This window comes from Exiguobacterium sp. R-39 (genome assembly GCF_049942815.1).
In the GTDB taxonomy this organism is placed as follows: domain Bacteria; phylum Bacillota; class Bacilli; order Exiguobacteriales; family Exiguobacteriaceae; genus Exiguobacterium_A.
This window is the reverse complement of record NZ_CP187965.1, coordinates 1,020,429-1,039,286: the sequence shown is the minus strand read 5'-3', so window position 1 is coordinate 1,039,286 and position 18,858 is coordinate 1,020,429. Positions and strand designations below refer to the sequence as shown.

Annotated in this window: 23 protein-coding genes; 3 read left to right on the top strand and 20 right to left on the bottom strand. The window is 48.2% G+C overall.

Going from position 1 to position 18,858, the window contains the following annotated elements; genetic code table 11:
- Positions 1-54 precede the first annotated feature (54 nt).
- A complete protein-coding gene (locus tag ACP26N_RS05345; RefSeq protein WP_114596250.1) occupies positions 55-519 on the top strand; it encodes a DUF309 domain-containing protein in 465 nt (154 codons plus the stop codon).
- Between the two features lie 31 nt (positions 520-550).
- Here ACP26N_RS05345 and ACP26N_RS05340 read toward each other — a convergent pair whose 3' ends face one another.
- The 10 genes from ACP26N_RS05340 to ACP26N_RS05295 form a co-directional block, all read right to left on the bottom strand.
- Positions 551-898, bottom strand: a complete 348-nt coding sequence (locus tag ACP26N_RS05340; RefSeq protein ID WP_026828814.1) for a GNAT family N-acetyltransferase — start codon at positions 896-898, stop codon at positions 551-553.
- Positions 899-1,106: 208 nt separating this feature from the next.
- Positions 1,107-1,634, bottom strand: coding sequence for a type 1 glutamine amidotransferase domain-containing protein (locus ACP26N_RS05335; RefSeq protein WP_131973139.1), 528 nt, complete (start codon positions 1,632-1,634; stop codon positions 1,107-1,109).
- A 96-nt stretch (positions 1,635-1,730) separates the two neighbouring features.
- Positions 1,731-2,168 (bottom strand): peptidylprolyl isomerase, encoded by a 438-nt coding sequence (locus ACP26N_RS05330; protein ID WP_012369909.1) that lies wholly within the window; start codon positions 2,166-2,168, stop codon positions 1,731-1,733.
- 103 nt (positions 2,169-2,271) lie between these two features.
- Entirely contained in the window at positions 2,272-3,276 is a 1,005-nt protein-coding gene (locus tag ACP26N_RS05325) for a S66 family peptidase (RefSeq protein WP_131973140.1), read from the bottom strand.
- 85 nt (positions 3,277-3,361) lie between these two features.
- Positions 3,362-4,663 carry a pyrimidine-nucleoside phosphorylase gene (locus tag ACP26N_RS05320; protein ID WP_114596253.1) on the bottom strand — a complete coding sequence of 434 codons (1,302 nt, stop codon included), beginning with the start codon at positions 4,661-4,663 and terminating at the stop codon, positions 3,362-3,364.
- Positions 4,664-4,718: 55 nt separating this feature from the next.
- Positions 4,719-5,531, bottom strand: coding sequence for a purine-nucleoside phosphorylase (locus ACP26N_RS05315; RefSeq protein ID WP_026833469.1), 813 nt, complete (start codon positions 5,529-5,531; stop codon positions 4,719-4,721).
- Between the two features lie 18 nt (positions 5,532-5,549).
- Positions 5,550-6,722 (bottom strand): phosphopentomutase, encoded by a 1,173-nt coding sequence (gene deoB, locus ACP26N_RS05310; RefSeq protein WP_188005288.1) that lies wholly within the window; start codon positions 6,720-6,722, stop codon positions 5,550-5,552.
- 117 nt (positions 6,723-6,839) lie between these two features.
- Positions 6,840-7,724, bottom strand: a complete 885-nt coding sequence (gene xerD, locus ACP26N_RS05305) for a site-specific tyrosine recombinase XerD (protein ID WP_114596255.1) — start codon at positions 7,722-7,724, stop codon at positions 6,840-6,842.
- A gap of 125 nt (positions 7,725-7,849) precedes the next feature.
- Entirely contained in the window at positions 7,850-8,332 is a 483-nt protein-coding gene (locus ACP26N_RS05300) for a Fur family transcriptional regulator (RefSeq protein WP_026828821.1), read from the bottom strand.
- Positions 8,333-8,428: 96 nt separating this feature from the next.
- Positions 8,429-8,965 (bottom strand): NUDIX hydrolase, encoded by a 537-nt coding sequence (locus ACP26N_RS05295; RefSeq protein WP_131973142.1) that lies wholly within the window; start codon positions 8,963-8,965, stop codon positions 8,429-8,431.
- A 185-nt stretch (positions 8,966-9,150) separates the two neighbouring features.
- Here ACP26N_RS05295 and ACP26N_RS05290 point away from each other — a divergent pair, with 185 nt between their 5' ends.
- Both ACP26N_RS05290 and ACP26N_RS05285 read left to right on the top strand, forming a co-directional pair.
- Positions 9,151-10,005, top strand: coding sequence for an aldo/keto reductase (locus ACP26N_RS05290; protein ID WP_131503041.1), 855 nt, complete (start codon positions 9,151-9,153; stop codon positions 10,003-10,005).
- Positions 10,006-10,073: 68 nt separating this feature from the next.
- Complete coding sequence (locus ACP26N_RS05285; RefSeq protein WP_131503042.1) at positions 10,074-10,730, top strand: type 1 glutamine amidotransferase domain-containing protein; 657 nt, start codon at positions 10,074-10,076, stop codon at positions 10,728-10,730.
- A 65-nt stretch (positions 10,731-10,795) separates the two neighbouring features.
- Here ACP26N_RS05285 and ACP26N_RS05280 read toward each other — a convergent pair whose 3' ends face one another.
- The 10 genes from ACP26N_RS05280 to ACP26N_RS05235 form a co-directional block, all read right to left on the bottom strand.
- Positions 10,796-11,419: a hypothetical protein gene (locus ACP26N_RS05280; protein WP_131503043.1), complete on the bottom strand. Its 624-nt coding sequence runs from the start codon at positions 11,417-11,419 to the stop codon at positions 10,796-10,798.
- 130 nt (positions 11,420-11,549) lie between these two features.
- The gene (locus tag ACP26N_RS05275; protein ID WP_026828826.1) at positions 11,550-12,086 is read right to left on the bottom strand and encodes a PadR family transcriptional regulator; all 537 of its coding nucleotides are present in this window, start codon (positions 12,084-12,086) and stop codon (positions 11,550-11,552) included.
- Positions 12,087-12,223: 137 nt separating this feature from the next.
- Positions 12,224-12,817, bottom strand: coding sequence for an NUDIX hydrolase (locus ACP26N_RS05270; protein WP_426354962.1), 594 nt, complete (start codon positions 12,815-12,817; stop codon positions 12,224-12,226).
- Positions 12,814-13,395, bottom strand: a complete 582-nt coding sequence (locus tag ACP26N_RS05265; protein WP_026828828.1) for a CDP-alcohol phosphatidyltransferase family protein — start codon at positions 13,393-13,395, stop codon at positions 12,814-12,816. The genes ACP26N_RS05270 and ACP26N_RS05265 overlap by 4 nt, the downstream gene beginning before the upstream one ends.
- 1 nt (position 13,396) lies before the next feature.
- Positions 13,397-14,287 (bottom strand): ABC transporter ATP-binding protein, encoded by an 891-nt coding sequence (locus ACP26N_RS05260; RefSeq protein WP_131503045.1) that lies wholly within the window; start codon positions 14,285-14,287, stop codon positions 13,397-13,399.
- Positions 14,259-15,005, bottom strand: coding sequence for an ABC transporter permease subunit (locus ACP26N_RS05255; RefSeq protein WP_131503046.1), 747 nt, complete (start codon positions 15,003-15,005; stop codon positions 14,259-14,261). Before ACP26N_RS05255 ends, ACP26N_RS05260 begins: the two co-directional genes overlap by 29 nt.
- Positions 15,002-15,766, bottom strand: coding sequence for an ABC transporter permease (locus ACP26N_RS05250; protein ID WP_426354960.1), 765 nt, complete (start codon positions 15,764-15,766; stop codon positions 15,002-15,004). Before ACP26N_RS05250 ends, ACP26N_RS05255 begins: the two co-directional genes overlap by 4 nt.
- Positions 15,753-16,946, bottom strand: coding sequence for an ABC transporter substrate-binding protein (locus tag ACP26N_RS05245; RefSeq protein ID WP_426354958.1), 1,194 nt, complete (start codon positions 16,944-16,946; stop codon positions 15,753-15,755). The genes ACP26N_RS05250 and ACP26N_RS05245 overlap by 14 nt, the downstream gene beginning before the upstream one ends.
- 15 nt (positions 16,947-16,961) lie before the next feature.
- A complete protein-coding gene (locus ACP26N_RS05240; RefSeq protein ID WP_131973145.1) occupies positions 16,962-17,720 on the bottom strand; it encodes an SDR family NAD(P)-dependent oxidoreductase in 759 nt (252 codons plus the stop codon).
- On the bottom strand, positions 17,704-18,690 hold the full coding sequence (locus ACP26N_RS05235) for an MBL fold metallo-hydrolase (RefSeq protein WP_131503050.1): 987 nt from the start codon (positions 18,688-18,690) through the stop codon (positions 17,704-17,706). The genes ACP26N_RS05240 and ACP26N_RS05235 overlap by 17 nt, the downstream gene beginning before the upstream one ends.
- Positions 18,691-18,858: the final 168 nt, after the last annotated feature.

Genomic DNA, 18,858 nt, shown 5'->3' with positions numbered 1-18,858 from the left:
CCACACATCACCTGATTTCGACTATGCTATATTAAAAGGAAAGGAGATCCATCCATGCATCCAATCGAACAATTTGCCTTTGAATTCAACGTCCAACATGACTATTTCGAATGCCACGAAGTCCTTGAAGAGCTGTGGCAGGCCGGGCAACGGCAAGATGAATCCCTCGTCGCCTTGATTCAGCTCGCCGTCGCCCGCTATCATCATCGCCGCGGCAATGTACAGGGAGCGATGCGGACCTACCCGAAAGCTTTCCAAAAACTCGAACGGCATGCCGGATCACTGTCCGCCCAAGGAATCGACGTCCCCCGTCTGCTTGCCTTACAACCAGTGTTCATGCAGCCGGACTACGAGCATATTCCGTTACCCCTCGCACATGACTTGGACCAACGGATCAACAGTCTGCCGATTGAACAGTTGCAGGACCTGTCGTTCTTGCGACATAAACACGTCCTGCGGGACCGGCAGGATGTCATCACGGCACGACAAGCGGCACTTGCCGCGCGGCAGAAAAAATGAAAAACCGGTCCGTAACTACATGGACCGGTTTTTATTGATTTTTCCATTTCTCAACAAGTCGACTCGTTTCGTCCGTTGCACCCGTGATTTCTGTCCGCAACATCTTTTCGGCTGCATCCAGTAACATATACGACATCCGTTCCCCACGGAACGATGGCGACAAGGCGATATGTTTCAATTCAGCGTGGCCATCCACTAATTGAAATCCGATGATGCCGATAAAATCTTCATCCTGTTTATAGAGATACAACTGTTGATTCTCGTCTTGTTCATAGGTTTGAACCGTTTCAAGCAAATACTTCGGATCCTTCACTTCGCACGAAAAAGCGATTAACCCCATCGCGGTCCGTTCATTCAACTTTTTATATTTTACTAGCATCTGATTCTACACCTTCCTAGTTTCAACAACTCTCAGGAACATGATCAACTGAGACTTATTTATTCTACACCTTCTCGACCTGAAATGCTTCACTTTTCGTCAAATCCATCAAAAAAGCGGACTCCTGTAAAACAAATGCCTCTGCCCCATTTCAAACAAGACCTCCCTGTCCGGTGACAGGGAGGCGCGCTTTTTAGACGATACTGTTTTACTTCGAATCTTCCAGTACTTTAATGAATTCGCGCATATAGTCCGGTAAATCCGGTGGACGACGGCTTGAAATAATGTGTCCGTCAACGACGACCGGTTCATCATGCCACGTTGCTCCGGCATTTGTCATATCATCTTTGATTCCCGGTGTACTCGTGACATTGACACCATTCAAGACACCTGCTGAAATCAGAACCCATCCGGCGTGACAAATCTGACCGATCGGTTGTTTCGTTTGGTCAAAATGACGGACCATGGCGAGGACGGAATCAAACCGGCGCAATAGATCGGGTGACCAGCCACCCGGTACTAAAATCGCATCGTAATCTGCCGGATTGATTTCGTCAAACGTTTTGTCCGACACAATCGGGACACCATATTTTCCGATGTATTTTTCATCGGCCTTCTCACCAACGATGTCGACCGTGGCGCCCTCTTCGCGTAACCGGTGGACCGGATACCACAGCTCTAAATCTTCAAAATCATTACTGACAAGTTGGATGATCTTTTTTCCTGCTAAACGCATGATGCATCGCTCCTTCGTTTTTCGGTTCTGTTGTCACTTCCCGTATTGAACGAAAAAAAAACTCCCCTTCTTTCATCAAAGAAGGGAAGAAATCACTTACGCTTCGACACGAATTTCTTTAATGCCAGCGCCTTGCTTCATTTTTGTCGCATGTTCAAGACCTGATGTCACTTGTCCGAAAACTGTGTGCACGCCGTCGAGGTGTGGTTGCGGCTCATGAACAACGAAGAATTGGCTTGATCCTGTGTTACGACCTGCATGTGCCATTGAAAGTGAACCGGCTTTATGCTTGTGCGGGTATGATGTTGACGTTTCACACGGAATCGTCTTACCTGATCCGCCTGTACCGTTTCCGATCGGGCAACCGCCTTGTGAGACGAAACCAGGGATGACACGGTGGAAGTTCAATCCATCATAGAAGTTCGAGTTCGCAAGGTTCTCGAAGTTTTCTGTTGTGATCGGTGCATCGTCGTTAAACAGTTCAAACTCAATTTTATTTCCGTCTTCCAATAAGATATATCCAGTTTTTTGCATCGTATACCAACCTTTCGCGCTTTTCAGCTGTGGTGTTCGCCACGACATTCGCGGCTCCGTTACCTAGTGTATCAAATCTTTACAAAAAACGCAGGTTTTTTACTCACTCGACCGCGGATTCGAGAATTTCGAGCACAACCGTTTCACCGGCAGTAACCGATGCCTGAATGCCGTTCGGTAACGGGAAGACCGGATCCGTATGTCCGAAGTCTGCCTCAAGCACAATCGGGAAGTCATATCCACGGGTCGCCCGCAGGAGGATGTCCTTCAGCGTGAAATCCGGATCAAACTCGACTTTTCCGTGAAAACGTCCGACGACAATCGCCGAAATCTTTTCATACGCCCCGAGATGACGCAGTTGCGTAAAGTACCGGTCGATCGTCGCCGGTGTCTCACTTTCATCATCCTCAAGCATTAAAACAGCACCGTCGAACGACGGCATATACGGTGTCCCGGCAAGCAACAGCAGCGTCCCGAGATTGCCGGCGATGATCGGTCCTGTCCCTTCTCCTGCGCGGGCGACGACGTATCCGTCGTTGACGACATGCGTCCGTTTCCGGTCATCGTTGATGTCCCAGCGCAAGCCTTCATCCGTCCATTCATCCGATGCTTCGATTTGACCAATCGGTCCGGTCTGCATCAACGTTTTTTCAAACCACTTCTGCGTATATGCATCCAGTCCGTGCAGTTGACCAAACTGCGGTAAGATCGCGGGCCCGACGAACGTCGTCAAACCGGTTTTCGTCTGGATGCCGGAAAGCAGAGCCGTAATGTCACTGTACCCCATGAAGATTTTCGGATTATTCCGAATCAAGTCGTAATCGAGTTCATCGAGCAATTGATGTGAGTTAAAGCCGCCGATCGTCGCAATGATCGCTTTGACATCCGGATTTCGGAATGCCATATGTAAATCTTGAAGCCTTTCCCCGATTGTTCCTGCCGTATGACTGTAGATTGCTGTCGTGTTCGGCATCACGAGGACTTGAAAGCCCATCCGTTCAAGCGTCTCGATTCCCCGTTGCAGACGACGCGGTACGTACGCTGCGACAGCAGAAGCCGGTGAAAGAATCGCAATCGTATCCCCGACATTTAATTGAGCTGGTTTCATCTGTTTTCCCCCTCACGTTATTGTTTTTACTATACCAAAAAACAACCGACTGGGAAAGAAACCCAGACGGTTGTCAGAAAACACCTTATTGAATGACCGCGTGAACGAGCGGACGTGCTTCCGGCTTCGTATCACTAATATGATAGGCATGATCCATTTTTTCGATCGCTTGATCGAGTGTTTCTTTGTTCGAACGGAGTGTCGCGATGACATCGCCGACTTCGACTTTGTCGCCGACTTTTTTGAACAATGTAACGCTTGCTGCGTGATCGATGACATCCGTTTTCGTTGCCCGGCCTGCACCGAGAATCATTGCTGCGACACCAACTTCATCGGCAATGATTTCTGAAACGTATCCGGCTTTCGACGCGACGAAATCTTTTTCGAACTTCGTTTCGAGTGCTTTTGACATATCATCGACGAGTGAGGCGTCGCCGCCTTGCGCTGCGATGAACTTCTTGAAGACGTCGAGAGCTGCTCCGTTTGCGAGACGTGTCTCGAGATCCGCGTATGCTTCGTCAAACGTCGGGTAGAACTCACCAAGGACTGCCATGTGTGATGCAATCGTCAAGGCGATGACTTTCAAATCGCGCACATCTTTCCCTTGGAGCACTTCAATCGCTTCCTTGACTTCGTTCGCATTTCCGATTTCGTTTCCGAGCGGCTGATCCATGTCCGTGATGACGGCAATCGTCTTCCGGTTAACACTTTTCCCGATTGATACCATTTCTGTTGCAAGTGCTTTCGCGTCTTCAAATGATTTCATGAAAGCACCTGAACCCGTTTTAACGTCAAGGACGATGCTGTCCGCACCGGCTGCGATTTTTTTCGACATGATTGAGCTTGCGATCAATGGAATCGAGTTGACCGTCGCTGTTACATCACGTAACGCATATAATTTCTTGTCAGCAGGTGTCAGGTTGCCCGTTTGTCCGATGATCGCCATCTTGATGTCATTGACTTGTGTCACGAAAGCTTCTTCCGATAACTCGACATCAAATCCAGGGAACGCTTCGAGCTTATCGATTGTTCCGCCTGTGTGACCAAGACCACGTCCGCTCATCTTCGCGACAGGAATTCCGATTGACGCGACGAGTGGCGCGACGATCAGACTGATTTTATCGCCGACACCGCCTGTTGAGTGTTTGTCGACTTTTTTACCGTGGATGCGTGATAAATCAATCACGTCACCTGATTCGACCATCGCCATCGTTAAATCCGCGATTTCGCGGTCTGACATGCCTTGATAGAAAATCGCCATCGACATCGCTGACATTTGGTAATCCGGGATGTCACCGTTCGTGAATCCTTCAACCATCGCTTTAATATCGGCTGTTGGTAACTCGCCGCCGTCTCGTTTTGTTGCAATCAAATCTACCATACGCATAATAAGTTCCTCCTCAGGGGGTCGTTCGTATTTTATCGGGCTTCAATTCTTAATCTTACATTTTTTTGATCGAACCGCGGACAAGTGACAGGAAGTGCGCACGGACACGTTCCGTCGTTTCCATGACTTCGTCGTGGTGAAGCGGTTGATCGAGAATGCCGGCTGCCATGTTCGAGACACACGAAATACCAAGCACGCGCATATCCGAGTGACGGGCGACGATGACTTCCGGAACTGTCGACATACCGACGACATCTCCACCGAGCAACCGGGCGAGTTTTACTTCTGCCGGTGTTTCGTAGGTTGGACCTGTATTGCCGAAGTAAACGCCTTGACGCACTTGAATACCAAGTTCGTCTGCTGTTTCTTGGGCAAGACGCAACAATTCAGCGTCATACGGCTTCGACATATCCGGGAACCGTGGTCCCATCTCATCAACGTTTTTGCCGATTAACGGGTTTGTGCCGAAGAAGTTGATGTGATCCGTGATCAGCATCAAATCTCCCGGTTCAAATGCTTCGTTACACGCACCGGCTGCATTCGTGACAATCAGTGTTTCGACACCGATTGCTTTCATGACACGGACCGGGAAGGTAACCATTTCCATCGAATAGCCTTCATAGAAATGAAAACGTCCTTGCATGGCAACGACTTGTTTGCCTTCGAGCGTTCCGAAGACGAGCTGCCCGGCATGACCTTCTACTGTCGAGACCGGGAAGTTCGGGATATCGCTGTAAGGAATCGCAATCGGATTTTCGATGTCATCCGCCAGGACACCGAGTCCTGAACCGAGAATCAAACCGATTTCCGGTTTCGCCTGCATTTTGCTTTCTAAATACGACCGTGTTTCATTCCAATTGACTGTCATCTGAATCGCTCCCTTAAATTAAAGTTCTGACAAGAAACTCGTACCGTGCGCCGGCAGCTTCACGTTGAAGTTATCGGCAACTGTTGCTCCAAGGTCGGCAAACGTCGAACGGATACCAAGATCTTTTGCAGCCCCGTTTTTCGAATAGACCAACAGCGGAACGTACTCACGGGTATGATCTGTTCCCGGATGGACCGGATCATTGCCGTGGTCTGCTGTGATGATCAATAAATCATCTTCCTGCAGGCGGTCAAAGACTTCCGGCAGACGGGCATCAAACTCTTCTAATGCCTGACCGTATCCTTGCGGGTCGCGACGGTGACCGAACAACGCATCAAAATCGACGAGGTTCAAGAAGCAAAGTCCTGTAAAGTCACGATCGAGCTGGTTGACGAGTTGATCCATACCGTCCATGTTCGATTTTGTCCGAATCGCGTCCGTGACACCTTCACCATCAAAGATATCTGCAATTTTACCGAGCGAGATGACATCAAGACCCGCTGTTTCGAGTTCATTCATGACAGTCCGGTCAAACGGCTTCAGCGCATAGTCATGACGGTTTGAAGTCCGGACCCATGCTCCCTGCTCACCGAGGAACGGACGGGCAATGATTCGACCGAGCATATACGGGTCGTCGCGTGTAATATCACGGGCATACTCGCAAATCCGGTAGAGTTCTTCAAGCGGAACAACTTCTTCATGCGCTGCGATTTGAAGCACGGAGTCTGCTGATGTATAAACAATCAAAGCACCGGTCTCGACATGTTCCTGTCCAAGTTCATCGAGAATTTCTGTTCCGGATGCCGGTTTGTTCCCGATGATTTTTCGGCCCGAGAATGTTTCCAGGCGACCGATTAAATCTTCCGGGAATTTCTCAAAGACGCGGAACGGCGTGTCGATCCGCAAGCCCATGATTTCCCAGTGACCAGTCATCGTATCTTTTCCGGCTGAAACTTCTTCCATCTTCCCGTAAGAAGCAAGTGGCGCAGCATCTGCTGATATACCTTGAACAGGTTCGATATGCGACAGACCAAGCTGAGCGAGATGCGGCATATTCAGACCATCACGTTGTTCTGCGATATGCCCGAGTGTGTGCGCACCAAGGTCACCGAATTGTTCTGCATCCGGTGCTTCTCCGATTCCTACCGAATCCATGACGACTAAAAATACGCGTTTGAATGGTTGAGCCATATTAAAATTCCTCCTATATGCTTATTACTAAATATAAATCCCGTTAGAATTTTCCCGTAAATGGACTAGACAAAACACCCTATTTGTCTGAAGTCAGACCTTTTAAGCGTAAAACCATCATGCACGGGGATGATGGTTCTTATAGACATCATGCAGCCTGGCTTTATTGACATGTGTGTACATTTGCGTCGTCGATAAATCGGCATGCCCTAACATTTCCTGAACGACACGCAAGTCTGCTCCGTTCTCAAGAAGATGGGTCGCAAACGAATGACGCAAGACGTGGGGAGTGATGTCTTTTTCAATTCCCGCTTCTTTTGCCCGGCGTTTAATCATCTTCCAAAAACCCTGCCGCGATAAACGATCGCCGCGACTGTTGAGGAACACATAATCCGTTTGCCGTCCACCGAGACTGTTGCGGGCCAGCTCAAGATAAGTCGAGACGCTGTCAATCGCTGTCTGACTGATCGGGATAATCCGGGTTTTGTTACCTTTTCCAAGACAGGACAAGTAACCAAGTTCAAGTTGCAGATCACTCAGTGTCAACTGTAACAATTCACTGACACGCATACCGGTTCCGTAGAGCAATTCAAGCATTGCTGCATCCCGTCGGACAAGCGGATCATTTCCGACGACCGAATCAAGCAAACGGACGATATCGGTTTGACTCCAAACGACCGGCAGTTTTTTATCCGGTTTCGGCAAATCAAGATGACGTGACGGATCATGGCGGACAATTTGACGTTCCACTAAAAACTGATGGAACGATCGAATCGAGCTCGTCGACCGCCGGACCGTCGACCGTGATTTTTGCGCCTGTAACAAGGATTCAATATGAAGGACAATATGGTGGCGTGTGACTTCTTCCGCGGACGAAATCCCTTGCTGTTCAAGCGTCGTCAAATACTGGTTTAAATCATTTCGATAAGCAGCTGCCGTGTTCGCTGACATCTGCCGCTCAATCACTAAATAGTCGATAAATGTCTCCAGTTGTTGCCTCACTGAACTCATCCTCTATCATTAAGAAATCGCTTACTTTCCAATCATATCAAAGGTGTAAACCGTTGTGAAGAGGTCTGACCTATATTTTTCAAAAAGAAAAACCGTCCCCTTTTTGATGAGGACAGTCAGACGGTTTGTGTTTGTGATTGTTCCAGTGCTTCGCGTGCATGCCGCTCCTGGCAAACGCGACATACACCATGGAACGTCAAGCGGTGATCTTTGATTTTAAATTGGAAACGCGTGACGATTTCTTTTTCGACTTCTTCTAACATATCATCTAGGATTTCCTCGACAGATCCGCATTCGATACAGACGAGATGATGATGCGAATGGCTCGCACCTTCCTGCCGTAAATCAAATCGGGATACGCCGTCTCCGAAATTGACTTTATCAACGACTTCAAGCTCCGTTAATAATTCAAGTGTCCGGTAGACCGTCGCAAGTCCAATGTCTGAGTTTTTTTCTTTGACCAATAAAAAGACATTCTCTGCACTTAAGTGGTCCGACTCATGCTCCAGTAAGATCCGTACGGTCGCTTCACGTTGGGGAGTCAGCTTATATCCTTTACCGCTCAGCTGTTTTTTAATGCGTTCAACACGACTTTCCATCATAGCGCCCCCTTTGGTCGAAACTGATGGTTTTATCATAGCCGATAATCTACTGTTTTTCAAATTAAAATGATTATCAACTGAAAATCATTCGTTTTAGAATGATTTTAATGTACGAATGTGCCAATGCTGAATCGCCATGATCGTTTTGGCATCGACAATCGTCCCGTCTGCGACAAGTTCAAGTGCCCGTTCAAGCGCCAACGTTTGGTTCTCCAAGAATTCATCCGGATCGAGTTGGCGTTGTCCCGCAGTCAAACCCGTTGCTTCATAAATATGTACGCGTTCGCTGCAAAAACCGGGTGCTCCGTAAAAATCAAACACATGCGTCAGCTCATCTGCCGCGTATCCGGTCTCTTCCTTCAATTCACGTCCTGCGCACTCTTCCGGATTTTCCCCTTTTTCCAGTTTTCCGGCCGGGATTTCAATCGATAATTGTTCAAACGCTTTCCGGTATTGCTCGACGACTAACAAATCTCCCTTTTCGTCAAACGCAATGATTGCGACTGCGCCGTTATGATAGACCAATTCACGGACAGATGTATTACCGTTCGGAAGACTGACGACATGTTTCTCGACGTTAAAGACTTTTCCTTCATAAATAACTTCCCGCTCTAATGTTTTTTCTTCCATCATAGACACCTCTTCTAATCGAATTTCTTCTCTTTCACAGTATGCCTGTTTTTTGATTCCCGTTGCAAGTCTGTTTCCTTTTCCTACGGAATGCCCATTCCTTACAAATCCATCCGGGAACATCCTGTATCAAATATGCTAAACTGATACACAGTAGCACTAGTCGAAAGAAATGAGGGATTGATATGACACTAGGTTTAGGTACGATGACGATTTTAAAACGGGGTCAAGAGGAAGCAACCGAGATACTTCGGACAGCGCTCGACGAAGGCATCGTCCACTTCGATACAGCAGATGTCTATGCCAACGGCGCAGTCGAGTCACTGATTGGACAGACTTTTTCACCGGAAGATCGCAGCCGGATGTTTTTGGCCTCAAAAGGCGGCAACCGGATGAATGATACGGGGACCGGCTGGACATGGGACCCGAGCTACGACTACCTGAAAAAAGCGTGTATTGAGAGTCTGAACCGTCTCGAAACACCGTATCTCGACCTCTATTATGTCCATGGCGGAACGATGGACGATGATTTGGACGCTTCAATTCGTGCCATGAAAGACTTGCAGGAAGAAGGACGGATCAAAGAATACGGCCTCTCGTCACTCCGTCCAAACGTCATCAACTATTGGCTTGACCATAGTGATTTCAGTTATTTGATGACACCTTATTCTCTGCTCGACCGACGGATTGAAGAGTTGTTGCCGCGACTTCAAGAGCGAAACATTAAACTCGTTGCCCGCGGACCGCTCGCCAAAGGTCTTCTGACTACAGAGAGCACGTCTCGTCTTCAATCGGTCGACCGGTTCGAACAGTACGATAAGGAACAGCTGGAACACATTTTATCGACGTTACAAGACTATCCCCTCCCGGCCATGGCACTGCAAGCCATTGATCAACAAGCTGATATCGTGCTGCCGGGTGCGTCAAGCGTGTCGCAACTGCAGTCGAATCTGCACGCGATGCGGGAACCGTTGACGGCTGAACAGATTGCGCATGTCTTATCACTTCTTCCCGTCCATACGTATACAGAACACCGGTGAGGTTTGATTTTTTCAACAGCAGGGAAACTTCTTCTTTGTAACGTTATTACAGAGGAGGAGTTTTTATCATGTCAAAAATTTTAATCGTATCTACAAGTGCTGACGAAATGAACGGCCATAAAACCGGTTTATGGTTCGAGGAGTTTGCTGCACCATATAACCTGTTCAAAGAAGCCGGTCATGATGTCACGGTCGTTTCGGTCAAAGGCGGCGACGTTCCGATCGATAAGGCATCAATGGTGAAAGAAATCCTGCCTAAATTCCAGGAAGCACGCCGTGCCTTACACGACACGACGCCACTTGCGGATGTAGATGCTGCATCATTTGATGCTGTTTACTTCCCAGGCGGTCACGGGGCAGTCGTCGATTTCCCGAATAATCCGCTCGTCGCAGGTGCAATCGAAGCGATGGTCAAAAAAGACGGTATCGTCGCATCCGTTTGCCACGGTCCTGCTGCCTTTGCCCACGTTACGATTGATGGCAAACCATTCGTATCAGGTCGTCAAATCAACGGCTTCACGGATGAAGAAGAAAAATCAACAGGACTCGAAGACAAAGTTCCGTTCTTACTTGAAACTACATTACGCGGTGAAGGGGCAACCTTCCTGACTTCCGATGCCGGAAAAGAATTTGCTGTCATCGACGGTAACGTCATCACAGGTCAAAATCCTGCATCAAGTGAAGCTGTCGCTAAACTCGTCATTGCTAAACTCGCAACCGTCTAACTCAATCCTGCAAGTGAAAACCCCTTTCCGGTGTCTGCACCGAAAAGGGGTTTGTTGTTTTTACTTTATAGTAAAACCCGCTCATACGCTGCGATTTCACGACTCAGTTCTTCAAGTTTCTGTTTTTGTGTTTCGTATTGTGGTGTCAGCTCGAGATGTTCCTGCTCTAAACTCGTTTGTTCCGCCGGAGTGAACGCACGGGGAACAACCCGTTCCCGCCGGTACCACCGTTTTGGGATAATCGTCGGTTCCGGCCCCGTCTTCAGGAGATGACCGACCTGATTGTATGCCGACCGGACTTCTTCAAACTGATCTTTGACAGATGGATGCTCCTGACGCAATTGTTCGAGGCGTGTCGCGACGAACGGTTGCGACTTCAGCACCAGCTGTTGTTTAATCGATTGCTTCAGAATCTGTTTGACTTGTGACCGTTGTACATCTGATTCTGCTTCGTCTGCTACGATTTCAAGATTCAGCTCTCCCGCTTCATCTAAAATCTGTTCCATTTCCTCAAACGATAACCAGACCAACTGTTGCGTGACAAACCGGTCAATCAATCCGGATTCTTCATAATAGTCACCGATCTCTCCGCCTAATTTCAGTTCTGCGACGGCGTAATGCACTTGATGTTCAATCATCTCATCCGTGACTTCATCCAACCATTCTTCATAATCTGTAAATACACTCACGTTCGTAGTCCTCCTCTAATCCCTTTACAATTCATTTACTGTACCATATCGTCTGTCTCGAATGCTCTTTTGACGACGCAAAAAAACAATCCCCTGTTTTGACAAAGGATTGATGACATCACTGTATGGTTCAGACATTCGTCTGACTTTTCTTTATTTCCTCCATCGCCCAGTCACACCAGTCGAGATAATTCAGCATCATGCGTAAGCCGTATTCACTCGTCAAGGTTTCCCCGAGCGTTGCCCCGTTTTCTAAATGATCTTTCCGCCAGACCTTCATCATATCGACGGCAAACTGATGATGTCGCTTCGATTCCTCCAAATACAGAATCGCTTCATCCGGCGGCAAGAGATGCAATAATGACACCCGCATCAAATTTTCATCTTTCATCTTCGGCTTGAATTCGCTTGGTGCACGCAACCAGGCGACAAGTGCCGTTTGACCGGCTTCCGTAATCGAATAGACTTTTTTATCCGGTAAGTCTTCTTGGACGATATAGACGCTCGTCACAAGCTGATCGTCTTCCATCTTCAATAATTCACGGTAAATTTGTGTATGATGCGCCGTCCAAAAGTGTGTCATCTGTTTTTTGAACGTCGTACTTAAATCATATCCGGTCGCTTCTCCTTGAGTTAGCAGTCCGAGCAATGCAAATCGTAACGCCACTGGCTGCACCTTCTTTCATCAAATGTATATATTGTTAATTATCTCAAAGAAATGTCCATTATGCTACTTTTTGCCTAGCTTTACCACAAAAAAAAGACGAAAGGACTTCCGCAGAAAATAGCGTGACCGTCCTTTCGTTACATTTGTTGTACACGATATGCTTGAATCCCTTCGCTCACACGTCTAAAGTATGCAAGCGGATGCGGGACGAATTGATTTCGCCGGAGGATTTCTTGATCAACTGTCTCAAACGTTTCTGCTGTCCTGTCTGCCAGTCGTACAAATTCAGAAAATGGTAAGGCGATCAATCGACTGACCTCTTCTGTTTGCAGGACATAATGTTCGAGCGGCATTGGTGAATCCGCCAGGAACAGATGGACTCGTTCACGATCTTTCAAGTCCCCTACTATCAACTCTTCCAGGAAAACGCCAAGGGGGAACAACTGATTAAACTGCCGGACAAGCCCAATCTCTTCTTTGAGTTCGCGGATTCCATCCCTTGGCGTCTCACCTGCGAGCAGATGTCCGGCAGCCGTGATATCAATCAAATCCGGAAAATCCTTTTTCTGCTTCGCCCGTTGCTGTAACAAAACGTGTCCTTTGTCGAGATCAATGACAAAGCAATGAAACGTTTCATGCCATAATCCATCCCGGTGTACCGTTTCCCGGGTCTCCGGATACAGCCGCTGACCGGATGAATCGACGACCATCAACTGTTCCGATTCACTCATCGCAACACCTTCGACGCTTGATAAAACCGTTCGCCGACTGTGTACAATTCAGCAATCAAAAAGATGACGGCAATCCAAATGATGGCGCTTGGGAACAGTAACATTGCAGTCAGGAAAAGAAATCCTTCCGTCCGTTCGACAAGACCCGGCTGATACTGAAATGATTTGAATCCGTAATTATCGCTGACTGCACCGATTGCAAGAAACATCGTCATACCGATGACGAATGAAGCGACGAGTAATAAAATAACGACCTGCGTCTCCGGAAAGCGCAGGGCAATACCAATCAGGACGGATAATTCCACGATCCGGTCGAGGACTAAATCAAGAATCGTTCCGATCGGCGTTGTTTTTTCCCGTCGTGCCATCGTGCCATCGACGACATCAAGCGCTCCCGACAGCCATAATAATAAAATTGCAATTCCCATCATATCGTTATAGACAAAAAAACCGGTCGAAGCACCGATGATGCCGGAAATGATTGTCACTTGGTTGGCTGAAAGCCCCATCTTCTTCAATAATGTCGCCATTTGCTCAAAAAGGGGCTGGACGACTTTTCTGGCGCGCGTATCTAACATGCTACCCCTCCTTCCTCACAAGATAAGCTGTCACTTTCTCACTGAACGTCTCTGTCGTTTGAACGACAAGCCGCTCTCCCGTCTGGCGTTCAACTTCATAAAATCGAACACCGTACTGTGTCAGCTCTTTCGTAATCGTAACACGTTCCTGTAATCCGTTCGTCGGTCTTAAGACCAACTTCACTTCGGATAACGGATACCACTCTCCGTCCAGATACAATCCGTCACCAAAAAATGGACTTTTTTGCGCTAATTCAATCGGATGTCCCTGATCAATGATTTGTCCCTGTTCCATGACGTAAACATAATCCGCCATCGCCATCGCTTCCTCACGGTCATGCGTGACAAGTAACGTCGTCACACCTTCTGCGACCGTTAAGCGCCGAATCAGCGTCCGCAGTTCACGGCGGCGTGGTAAATCAAGACTTGAGAACGGTTCGTCAAGCAACAGGAAATTCGGTCCGCTTGCCAAAGCCCGTGCAAGACTGGCCCGTTGTTGCTCTCCGCCGGATAATTCATGGACATAGGCATCGGCCCGCCCTGTTAATCCGACTTTGGTCAACCACTCTTGGACGTCCTGTTGACGACCTGTCGCCATACCAATCCGGATATTTTGTCCGACCGTCAAATGAGGGAACAGTAACGGACGTTGGAACAACATCGTCACCCCCCGTTGATTTGGAGCAACGTGCGTCATGTCGGTTTCACCGAAACGAATGATACCGCCTGATACTTTCTCAAGACCTGCAATCAATCGCAGCAGCGTCGTTTTCCCGCTTCCACTCGGACCAACAAGTGCAACACATTGACCGGACGGAATGTGTAAATCAATCGCCTGCAGGACTTGTTTTTGGCCAAATCGTTTATTGACGTGCTGAATCGTAACGTCCATCTAACAGCCTCCGAACTACTTGCACCCATCCTTCTAATAAAATGAGTTGCACAAAATAAATCAAAAAAGGTAAAACCAATAACCAAATCGTCGCTTCTTTAGCGGCAACCAAGGAATTGCCGGAATAGAGCGGAAACGCTTCAAGGGCAATCATTTGAACGACTCCGCCCCCGATTAAGGTAACGAGCGCATACTGACTCAAGGCGATGACCGTTACAAGTAACGTGACGGACTGGATCGCAGAACGCATCATCGGTCCTGTCAAAAAAAGAAACCGTTTCAACCGGCTTGGTTCAATCAACACCATTTGCTCCATCATCTGTTCACCCAGTGCTTGAAACGCATTCGTATACATCCGGATCGTGTACGGTAACGTCGGAAGCAGTAAAACCAACAGTACACCGATAAATTGATCGGCGAGCCCTAACCGGATCCACGTCAGATAGAGACCAAACGACAATAATAACACCGGCAGGAAAAGCGGCAAACTGATCAACAGTTCCATATACCGGATGAGTCGTCCCGCCCGAAACGCAATCGCCTTTCCTGTGACATAACCAATCAAATGATTGAGAAATGTCAAGACCGCAATCATTGAAACCGTTGTCGTCAACGTTTCGAATAATCGCGGGTTCCAGGTCCAGGTCGACGGAATCAATCCGAGTAACGGAACGAGTACTAGCAATCCGATTACTGCTGTTATTGCCCTTCTCTTCATTCTACCCGCCCCTTACTGATCCGCTCCGTTAACGGACGAATCGTACGTGTAAAGATCACTAACAACAAAAATAAGATTCCGGTCAAAAGAACACTGATGGCAAAGGCTTCCGGTTGACGGGATAAATCCCCTTGCGTATATAAATCAAACGTATAGACGCCAATCAACTTCGGATACGTCACACCGAGCAGCGCCGGGACTTCGTAAGCAAATAAGGTAAAGGCAAAAACAATGAACGCTGCCTCGAGGACAGGAAACAGTAAAAATACGCCTTTTCCATGCCAAAACCGTTTCAGTCGCGACAGCCCGAGCATTAATCCGAGTTCTTCATACCGGTGATCGAGGCGCCGATAGACCGGTAACAAATAAAAAAAGACAAACGGAATTTCTTTGTAGAGATACGTCAGGATGATGCTGAATTGATTCACTTCATGCGGACTGATGACCGGTAAATCACTCAAATAAAGGATGGCCAAATAGGCGGCGCCAAGATGGGGTAAAAATAACGGAACGGCCAAAACCTGTGCCGTCCATCCCGTTTGTTTGGCAAAAAATCCAGCCAGCCAGGCCCCGATCAATACAGACAGTATCGTACTGCTGACTGCTACGTATAAACTAATTCCAATACTTTCCAAAAATACCGGATCTCGGAACAATCGACTGTAATCTCTCCAAGTCGTCATCGACAGACTGACGAAAAGACCATAGCCGACCATACCGGTAATCAGCAAGGTGGCAGGCCAGGCATTACCGCGCCACACGTTCCGGCCAGTCTTTCCGGATCACATCAAAGAATGCCGGATCCAGTTCCGCACGGACTTTGCCGTCGAATGCTGCCGGTTTCGGTGTTGACGCAGCTGCCGGAACGTCTTCAAATGCCTGTCGTTCCGTTGAGCTTACTGTCGTCAAATCTAAACTTGTTCCGTCTCCCCAATACGTGCCATCGAATTTCTTGAGTTGAGCATCCGGCGACAACAACGTGTTGATCGTAACGAGTGCTCCATTCGGATTCGGCGCATTAAACGGAATCGACAGGAAATGGGTCGAAGCGATCGAACCGTCGGTCAAGACGAGCGGACGTGTCTCTTTCGGGAATGTCCCTGACTTCACTTCCTGTTCCGCCCGGCGTTCGTTGAAGCCCATCGTGAACGCAACACTTCCTTTAGCGTACAACTGGTCAAGCTGTGCCAGTGTTTTCGGATACGTTTTGCCCTCTTTCCATAAATAAGGCTTCAGTTCGTTTAAATACGCCCAGGTCTTCTTAAAGTCTGCTTTCGGATTTTTTAACGTTTCTTTTGACTCCACCCCGTACATGACATGGCGGACGAACGCATTCCCCGTAAAGTCCGTCACTTCCGGATACGTGAATTTGCCCGGATTTTCTTTCACCCAACTTTTGAGTTCCTGGAGGTCCTTCGGTGGGTTCGCGACACTCGCCTTGTCGTAATGGAACGTATATTGAACTTTTCCCCATGCCGCTTCCAAATGATCGGTCGGCGTCCCGCTGTCTGACCCTTGTGCCTGTGGATCGACATATTTCATGTTTGGCAACACTTTCGTGATCTCACCGTATAACAAGCCGTCCTTTTTCGCATTCCGGAAGTTGTCGCCGTTAATCCAGACGACATCAATGACGCCCGTTTCTTTCCCGGCTTTCTTTTCCGCCCGGAGCTTTTGAATCAAATCGGCTGTTTCAATCGGAACCCGCTTCAGCGTAATGTTGTGCTCTTTTTTTACTTTTGGTGCCACGTATTCATCGATATAGGTATTGATCCCCTCATCGCCGCCCCACATATACATCCGGACAGTCGTTGCGTTTGCGTCCTTTTCAATCGATGTATAGGAAGAACCTAATACTTTTTCCTGAACCGGTGCTGTTGGAGACGCACATCCGGCAAGAAGCAGGCCTGTTGCTGCGATTGCAGTCATTTGTTTTATCATGTGTGAAAATCCCCTTTATTTTTTATCAAAGCCTGACTTACCAAGCCATTCAATGACCCGCGGAAACAATCCGTAGGCTTTTGCCGAACCTTCCATCCACAAAGGTGCATTGACCTCGCGTTTTTCGCGGATGATGGCCCGGGTAACCGTTCGTGCTAATTTTTCTTTCGACAACACGATGCTCGCAACGTTATTTTCGTATTTCCGGCTGAGATCCGCCCGAACAAAAAATTCCGTCGCAATCGGGCCAGGATTAACGGTCATGACATGAAGCCCCTTCGGCCTCAGTTCAAGACGCAAAGCATTGGAAAACTGATATAAGGCGGCTTTTGTCATACAATAAATCGTCGACTTAGGTGTAGGTAACTTCCCTGCCTGACTTGCCACGTTGACAATCATGCCATGTGGACGAAACAGCGGGAGACAGGCTTTCGTCAATCGAATCGGCGTCAGGACATTGACCCGGTTCATTGATTCGATGGTCTCAATCGTCGTCTCCTCTAAAAAACTGAACTCCCCGAACCCGGCATTGTTGATTAATACATCAATCATGCCATATCGTTCAGCTATTTGATCAGCCAGACGCTCCGGTGAATGTTCTAAATCATAAACCACGTATTCCGCTTGAAGTGTCTTTGCAATCTGTTGCAACCGATTTTCCCGCCGGGCGACTAAGATTAAGTTCGCCCCCTGCCGGTTCAGCTCGTATGCAAGAGCTTCCCCGAGTCCACTGGAGGCACCGGTCAAGACGACCGTTTTATTCATGAGATTCATGTTCACTGCCCTTTCGCGTATACCGTAAAATTCCGTCCTGTTTTTCGACAAGGATCTGTCCACTGGCCACGAGGTAGTCGAGGCGGGCTTTCATCTCACTCATGACGAGCGGGAACGATTTCTTTAAACGGTTTCCGTACGTCACTTGTGCGAGTTCAAACAGCGTTTTCGTACCTACGATATGCTTCAGCAACTGTTCGCCGCGCGCTTTACGTTGCAACAAACGTTCTTCAATCAAGGACGGAACATCGCGAATCGGCTCACCGTGTCCGGTGTAGGCAATCTCGATCCGTTCTCCCTGCAGTTTGCGCAAAGAGCGCATATAAGCGAGAACCGGCCGTTTCATGTCCGATTCATCTCCGGGTTGCGGTTGCTCGAGCAACGGATTCGGTTCGACACGCGCCAGCAGATGATCTGCTGCAAACAGAACTCCCGACTGACCGAGAATACCGATTTGATCGCTCGCATGTCCCGGCAGTTCAATGACTCGATAGGCGCCTGACGTCGTAATCGCGTCCCCTTCTTGCAGGACATGATCCAGTTGTCCCTTCCCGAGCCATTTCAAAGCGGATAAATAACTTGGTAAAAGCGCCCGTATTTCGTCCGGCACACCAAACGACAAGGCCAATCGTTGCAGGAAATCATCCCCCCTGCTCAAAAACGCTTGATCTTGTTCTAAGTAGGGTCTTAGTCGGGCATGTCCATAAATCGGAATCCCCTGTTCGGAAAAACGATAGGCAAGCCCGGCATGATCCGCATGGTGGTGCGTCACGATCACTTTATCGAGCATCGAAACCGTCACTCCGATTTTCCCGAGACCATCTTGCATGGCTTGCCAGGCTTGATCCGTATCCGGACCACAATCGATTAAAATGGTTTCCGTATCGGTCCGTAGCAGATAACAATTGATATCTCCGACAGGAAATGGTGTCGGAATCGGTAACGTAAAGATTTCATCTTCTTGTCGCATCGGTAAACCCCTCTTCTCTCTGGATGGTTTCCTTCATTATAGAGAGAAAGAAGCGACAGCGGCAAACTTTGTCGCCCTCAAATCACTAAAGTTCTAAAAAGAATACGGCTGACGATAGCATTTGGATGCAAAAAGAAGCGACCTTTCCGCAGATTGAAAGGTCGCTTC

What these genes read in the sequence shown, in the direction of transcription:
- ACP26N_RS05295 (WP_131973142.1), bottom strand. Translation starts at nt 8,965, where the DNA reads ATGGAAGAAAAAACATTAGAGCGGGAAGTTATTTATGAAGGAAAAGTC.
- ACP26N_RS05315 (WP_026833469.1), bottom strand. Translation starts at nt 5,531, where the DNA reads ATGACAGTCAATTGGAATGAAACACGGTCGTATTTAGAAAGCAAAATG.
- ACP26N_RS05335 (WP_131973139.1), bottom strand. Translation starts at nt 1,634, where the DNA reads ATGCGTTTAGCAGGAAAAAAGATCATCCAACTTGTCAGTAATGATTTT.
- ACP26N_RS05245 (WP_426354958.1), bottom strand. Translation starts at nt 16,946, where the DNA reads ATGATAAAACAAATGACTGCAATCGCAGCAACAGGCCTGCTTCTTGCC.
- ACP26N_RS05320 (WP_114596253.1), bottom strand. Translation starts at nt 4,663, where the DNA reads ATGCGTATGGTAGATTTGATTGCAACAAAACGAGACGGCGGCGAGTTA.
- deoB (WP_188005288.1), bottom strand. Translation starts at nt 6,722, where the DNA reads ATGGCTCAACCATTCAAACGCGTATTTTTAGTCGTCATGGATTCGGTA.
- ACP26N_RS05300 (WP_026828821.1), bottom strand. Translation starts at nt 8,332, where the DNA reads ATGGAAAGTCGTGTTGAACGCATTAAAAAACAGCTGAGCGGTAAAGGA.
- ACP26N_RS05285 (WP_131503042.1), top strand. Translation starts at nt 10,074, where the DNA reads ATGTCAAAAATTTTAATCGTATCTACAAGTGCTGACGAAATGAACGGC.
- ACP26N_RS05240 (WP_131973145.1), bottom strand. Translation starts at nt 17,720, where the DNA reads ATGAATCTCATGAATAAAACGGTCGTCTTGACCGGTGCCTCCAGTGGA.
- ACP26N_RS05235 (WP_131503050.1), bottom strand. Translation starts at nt 18,690, where the DNA reads ATGCGACAAGAAGATGAAATCTTTACGTTACCGATTCCGACACCATTT.
- ACP26N_RS05265 (WP_026828828.1), bottom strand. Translation starts at nt 13,395, where the DNA reads ATGTTAGATACGCGCGCCAGAAAAGTCGTCCAGCCCCTTTTTGAGCAA.
- ACP26N_RS05255 (WP_131503046.1), bottom strand. Translation starts at nt 15,005, where the DNA reads ATGAAGAGAAGGGCAATAACAGCAGTAATCGGATTGCTAGTACTCGTT.
- ACP26N_RS05330 (WP_012369909.1), bottom strand. Translation starts at nt 2,168, where the DNA reads ATGCAAAAAACTGGATATATCTTATTGGAAGACGGAAATAAAATTGAG.
- ACP26N_RS05340 (WP_026828814.1), bottom strand. Translation starts at nt 898, where the DNA reads ATGCTAGTAAAATATAAAAAGTTGAATGAACGGACCGCGATGGGGTTA.
- ACP26N_RS05345 (WP_114596250.1), top strand. Translation starts at nt 55, where the DNA reads ATGCATCCAATCGAACAATTTGCCTTTGAATTCAACGTCCAACATGAC.
- ACP26N_RS05325 (WP_131973140.1), bottom strand. Translation starts at nt 3,276, where the DNA reads ATGAAACCAGCTCAATTAAATGTCGGGGATACGATTGCGATTCTTTCA.
- ACP26N_RS05270 (WP_426354962.1), bottom strand. Translation starts at nt 12,817, where the DNA reads ATGAGTGAATCGGAACAGTTGATGGTCGTCGATTCATCCGGTCAGCGG.
- ACP26N_RS05260 (WP_131503045.1), bottom strand. Translation starts at nt 14,287, where the DNA reads ATGGACGTTACGATTCAGCACGTCAATAAACGATTTGGCCAAAAACAA.
- ACP26N_RS05290 (WP_131503041.1), top strand. Translation starts at nt 9,151, where the DNA reads ATGACACTAGGTTTAGGTACGATGACGATTTTAAAACGGGGTCAAGAG.